Source organism: Mesorhizobium sp. M2A.F.Ca.ET.037.01.1.1 (assembly GCF_003998075.1).
Classification (GTDB): Bacteria; Pseudomonadota; Alphaproteobacteria; order Rhizobiales; family Rhizobiaceae; genus Mesorhizobium.
The window spans coordinates 1-5775 of sequence record NZ_RZSA01000372.1; the positions used below are offsets into that span (position 1 = coordinate 1).

Here is a 5775-nt window from a genome sequence, read left to right on the forward strand (position 1 = left end):
CGCTGTTCCTCGACGAGATCGGCGATATGCCGATGGAAGCGCAGACCCGGCTGCTTCGCGTCCTGCAGCAGGGTGAATACACGACGGTCGGCGGACGCACGCCGATCAAGACCGACGTGCGCATCGTCGCGGCCACCAACAAGGACCTGCGCACGCTGATCAATCAGGGCCTCTTCCGCGAAGACCTGTTCTATCGCCTCAATGTTGTGCCGCTGAGGCTGCCGGCGCTGCGCGAGCGTTCCGAGGACATTCCCGACCTGGTGCGGCACTTCTTCAAGCAGGGCGCCAGCGAGGGCCTGCAGACCAAGCGGATTTCGTCCGGCGGCATCGAGCTCATGAAGCGCTATCCCTGGCCGGGCAATGTGCGCGAGCTGGAAAACCTGGTGCGCCGGCTGGCCGCCCTCTACTCGCAGGACGAGATTTCGTCGGAAATCATCGAGTCTGAGCTCAAGACCGGCGAGAGGCCAGTCGTGCCGGACGGCGGCGCGCTCATTCCCGACGATCTGTCGATCGGCCAGGCGGTCGAGCATTTCCTGCAGCGCTATTTCGCCTCCTTCGCCGGCGAATTACCCCCGTCGGGGCTTTACCAGCGCATTCTCGCCGAGGTCGAATATCCGCTGGTGCTGGCCTCGATGACGGCGACGCGCGGCAACCAGATCAAGGCGGCGGAGCTTTTGGGGCTCAACCGCAACACGCTGCGCAAGAAGATCCGCGAGCTTGGCGTCAACGTATACAAGTCGTCCAGGCAGCCATAGCGCAGCCTCGTGCTTGCAATAATTGGCGAATTGACGGGGGAAAGATTTCGTCCTCGGCCACACTTGTTGCATAATCGCCACAATGCGTTGCATACATCCGACGCAATGACCGACTCTGTACCGCGATATGGCAGCTGAGGCTCCGACCCTGAACCAACCGCTTTTCAGCCAGGCTGGCACACGTGACGGCCGACGGCTGCTGGCGCTGCCCGGCGTGGTGGCCATCGCCGGCGCGGTGATCACGGCGGCAATCTCGTTTGCTATCCTGGTCGGCGCAACGCCGATCGCGCCGACCGCCGACACGACCTGGGCCCTGGTCGCGGCCAATGCCGTCTTCGTTCTGTTCCTGATCGCGCTGATCGCCCGCGAGGTGCGCCGCATCGTCCTGGCGCGGCGCCACGGCAGGGCCGCCTCGCGGCTGCATGTGCGCATCGTCGCGATGTTCGCGCTGGTTGCCGCAATCCCGGCCATCATGGTGGCGATCATCGCGTCGATCACGCTCGACATCGGCCTTGACCGCTGGTTCGAGATCCGCACCAAGACGATCGTCAACTCGTCGTTGTCGATCGCCGACGCCTATGTGCAGGAGAACGCGCGCAACCTGCAGGGCACGACATTGTCGATGGCATACGATCTCGATGCCTCGCGCACGCTCTACGGCCTCGACCGTAGTGGTTTCCTCGATCTGTTGAACAAGGAAGCCGTTGGCCGCGGACTGGCGCACGCCGCCCTGATCAATCCTGACGGCTCGTTCGTCATGAAAGCCAAGACCGACGCCGACTTCGCCATGCCTGAACCGCCGGCGGGCGCCGTCGACACCGCGGCGGCCGGCAAGCCGGTGCTGATCGAGCCGCGCACCCGCAACATCATGGGCGCCATCATCAAGCTGCGCGAGATCGAAGGGCTTTACCTCTATACGATCCGGCTGGTCGATCCCGACGTCATCAAGGCGCGCCAGATCGTCAAGGGCAACACCGATGAATACCGCAATCTGGAGGACAACCGGCGGACCTCGCAGGTCGCCTTTGCATTGCCTTACCTGTCGCTCACGCTGATCATTATCCTGTCGGCGATCTGGACCGGCATCGCCGTTGCCGACCGGATCGTGCGGCCGATCCGTCAGCTGATCGGCGCCGCCGACGAGGTGGCCACCGGCAATCTCGATGTCGCCGTGCCCGTGCGCCAATCCGACGGCGATGTCGCCTCGCTCGGCGAGACCTTCAACAACATGATCCTCGAGCTCAAATCGCAGCGCAACGAGCTCCTTTCGGCCAAGGATCTGATCGACGAGCGCCGGCGCTTCTCGGAGGCGGTGCTGGCCGGCGTCACCGCCGGTGTCATCGGCGTCGACCCCTACGGCATCATCACCATCGTCAATCGCTCGGCCGAAACCATGTTGGCGATTTCGGCAAGTGCGACGCTCGGCCAGAACCTTTCGGCGGTCCTGCCCCTTGTCGGCCGGGTCTTCGAGATCGGACGCCAGTCGGGCAAGCCGGTCTACCGCGAGCAGGTAACCTTCTTCCGCGCCGGCCTGGAGCGCACCTTCAACGTCCAGGTCACCGTCGAGTCCAGCGACGACGGCGAGGAAGAGAAATCCTACGTGGTCACGGTCGACGACATCACCGATCTCGTCCAGGCGCAGCGCTCTTCGGCCTGGGCGGATGTGGCGCGGCGAATCGCGCATGAGATCAAGAACCCGCTGACGCCGATCCAGCTCTCGGCCGAGCGCATCAGGCGCCGCTACGGCAAGGTCATCACCGAGGATCGCGAGGTCTTCGACCAGTGCACCGATACCATCATCCGCCAGGTCGAGGACATCGGCCGCATGGTCGACGAATTCTCGGCCTTCGCCCGCATGCCGAAGCCGGAGATGAAGGCGATCGATCTGCGCGAGTCGCTGCGCGAGGCCTCCTTCCTGGTCGAGGTCAGCCGCCCCGACATCGCCTTCCAGCGCGATTTCGGCAGCGAGCCGTTGAAGGGTACTTTCGACAGCCGCCTGATGGCGCAGGCCTTCGGCAACGTCATCAAGAACGCCGCCGAGGCGATCGATGGACTTGATCCGGCGGATCGTTCGGACGGCACAATCCGGATTCAAGCCGGGCGCCAAGATGGCGCCATACGAATCGACGTTATCGACAACGGCAAGGGGCTGCCGCGCGAGAATCGCCAAAGGCTTCTCGAGCCCTATATGACGACGCGCGAGAAGGGGACCGGGCTCGGCCTCGCTATCGTCAAGAAGATCGTGGAGGACCATGGCGGCCGTCTCGAGTTGCACGACGCGCCAGCGGATTTCCATGGTGGCCGGGGCGCGATGATCTCGATCATCCTGCCGCCGGCGACGGTCGTAGCCGCGCCGCCACGCGGTGAAGGTCGAAACGAACACGAACGAGAAACTGAAAAGGTCGGTAATGGCGTCTGACATTCTCATCGTCGATGACGAGGAAGACATCCGCGAACTTGTCGCCGGTATCCTGAGCGACGAGGGTCATGAAACCCGTACGGCGCATGACGCCGACAGCGCGCTTGCGGCGATCGCCGACCGCGCGCCGCGGCTGATTTTCCTCGACATCTGGCTGCAGGGCTCGCGCCTCGACGGCCTCGCGCTGCTCGACGAAATCAAGACCATGCACCCGAACATGCCGGTCGTGATGATCTCCGGCCATGGCAACATCGAAACGGCGGTGTCCGCGATCCGGCGCGGCGCCTACGACTTCATCGAGAAGCCGTTCAAGGCCGATCGCCTGATCCTGATCGCCGAGCGCGCGCTCGAAACGTCCAAGCTGCGGCGCGAGGTCTCCGACCTCAAGCAGCGCAGCGGCGAGACCTTCGACCTGATCGGCATGTCGTCGGCCATGAGCCAGCTGCGGCAGACAATCGAGCGCGTCGCACCGACCAACAGCCGCGTCATGATCGTCGGCCCGTCCGGCTCCGGCAAGGAGCTGACGGCGCGCGCCATCCACGCCCTGTCGTCGCGCAAGGCCGGCCCGTTCGTGACGCTGAGCGCGGCCACCATCACGCCCGAGCGCATGGAGATCGAGCTGTTCGGCACCGAATCGAACGGTACCGAACGCAAGGTCGGTGCGCTGGAAGAGGCGCATCGCGGCATCCTTTACATCGACGAAGTCGCCGACATGCCGCGCGAGACGCAAAACAAGATCCTGCGCGTGCTGGTCGAGCAGCAGTTCGAGCGGGTAGGCGGCACCAAGCGCGTCAAGGTCGATGTCCGCATCATCTCGTCCACCTCGCAAAACCTCGAGGCGATGATCGCCGACGGCCGCTTCCGCGAGGACCTCTACCACCGCCTGGCGGTGGTTCCGGTCATGGTGCCCGGGCTCGCCGAGCGGCGCGAGGACATTCCCTATCTCGTCGACAATTTCATGAAGCAGATCGCACGCCAGGCCGGCATCAAGCCGCGCCGCATCGGCGACGATGCGCTGGCCGTGCTGCAGGCGCATAACTGGCCGGGCAACGTTCGCCAGCTGCGCAACAATGTCGAGCGGTTGATGATCCTGGCGCGAGGGGAAAATCCCGATGCTCCGATCACCGCCGACCTTCTGCCGTCCGAGATCGGCGACGTGATGCCACGCACGCCCAATCAGTCGGACCAGCACATAATGGCGCTGCCGTTACGCGAGGCGCGCGAGCAATTCGAGAAGGACTATCTGATCGCCCAGATAAACCGCTTCGGCGGCAACATCTCGAAGACCGCCGAGTTCATCGGCATGGAGCGGTCGGCCCTGCATCGCAAGCTGAAGTCGCTGGGAGTCTAGACCGGCTTGGCCCACGCGATTGTTTATTACGGCAAAGGCAGAATCGCCTAAGAAAGCCCGATATTTCCCCGAGGATGCCCATGCCGCGCATTGCCTATGTCAACGGGCGCTATGTCGTCCATTCCCAAGCCAGCGTCCATATCGAGGACCGCGGCTACCAGTTCGCCGACGGCGTCTATGAGGTCTGCGAAGTGGCGCGCGGCCATATCGTCGACATGCCGCGCCATCTTGCCCGGCTCAAGCGCTCGCTGAAGGAACTGTCGATCGCCTGGCCGGTATCGGAAGGCGTCTTGTCGCTGCTGCTGCGCGAGGTGGTCAATCGCAACGGCGTGGTCAACGGCCTTGTCTATGTGCAGGTGACGCGCGGCGTCGCCAGCCGCGAGTTCGTTTTCCCGCCGGCAGGCACGAAATCTTCCCTGGTCATAACCGCCAGGAAAGCCGATCCGGCGGCGAATGCGAAGCGGGTGGAGGCCGGCATCAAGGTCATCACCGTGCCTGAGAATCGCTGGGACCGCGTCGACATCAAGAGCACGGGCCTTTTGCCCAATGTGCTTGCCAAGCAGAAGGCCAAGGAAGCCGGCGCCCAGGAAGCCTGGTTCGTCGACGCCGATGGCAACGTCAAGGAAGGCGGCTCGTCAAACGCCTGGATTGTCACAAGGGACGGCATACTGGTGACCCGGCCGGCCGAGCACGGCATCCTGCGCGGCATCACCCGCACGACGCTTTTCGATGTCGCCGCCAAGCTCGGCCTCAAGATCGAGGAGCGCGGTTTTTCGGTCACTGAGGCCAAGGCTGCCAAGGAGGCGTTCATCAGTTCGGCGACCACAATCGCCATGCCGGTGGTCGAAATCGACGGTGCGCCAATCGCAAATGGCCATCCTGGCTCTATGACACTTTCGTTGCGGCAGGCTTTTTTTGACGTTGCGGAAAAAAGTCCAGCCTGATAACCGCACAACTGGAGTTAACCTCAACTATCTCGTTCTGCTTGCCTTTGTATCGGCAAGAGGGGGTTTGCGCGCTTGACACGTGCCGCGTAATTTGGCGCATTGGCAGCAAACCGAAGGGGATCGGCGAAAGACAAGAAAAATGGCGGAACGATCGCAAAACCTTCAGGACCTGTTCCTGAATTCAGTTCGCAAGAGCAAAAATCCACTTACCATCTTCCTCATCAACGGCGTGAAGCTGACCGGCGTCGTCACTTCGTTCGACAATTTTTGTGTGTTGTTGCGGCGTGACGGGCACTCCCAGCT

Annotated in this window: 5 protein-coding genes; all 5 read left to right on the plus strand. The window is 63.2% G+C overall.

Features of this window, described 5'->3' with window-relative positions; genetic code table 11:
• A partial coding sequence (locus EOA27_RS18860; RefSeq protein WP_189562058.1) for a sigma 54-interacting transcriptional regulator occupies window positions 1-755 on the plus strand: 755 nt, incomplete at its 5' end.
• Window positions 756-882: 127 nt separating this feature from the next.
• Window positions 883-3174 (plus strand): PAS domain-containing sensor histidine kinase, encoded by a 2292-nt coding sequence (locus EOA27_RS18865; protein WP_126082756.1) that lies wholly within the window; start codon window positions 883-885, stop codon window positions 3172-3174.
• Window positions 3164-4525: a sigma-54 dependent transcriptional regulator gene (locus EOA27_RS18870; protein WP_042642304.1), complete on the plus strand. Its 1362-nt coding sequence runs from the start codon at window positions 3164-3166 to the stop codon at window positions 4523-4525. Before EOA27_RS18865 ends, EOA27_RS18870 begins: the two co-directional genes overlap by 11 nt.
• A gap of 80 nt (window positions 4526-4605) precedes the next feature.
• The gene (locus EOA27_RS18875; RefSeq protein ID WP_127256880.1) at window positions 4606-5469 is read left to right on the plus strand and encodes a D-amino-acid transaminase; all 864 of its coding nucleotides are present in this window, start codon (window positions 4606-4608) and stop codon (window positions 5467-5469) included.
• Between the two features lie 142 nt (window positions 5470-5611).
• Window positions 5612-5775: RNA chaperone Hfq (gene hfq / locus EOA27_RS18880; RefSeq protein ID WP_127256882.1), on the plus strand; the 164-nt coding region annotated here is incomplete at its 3' end.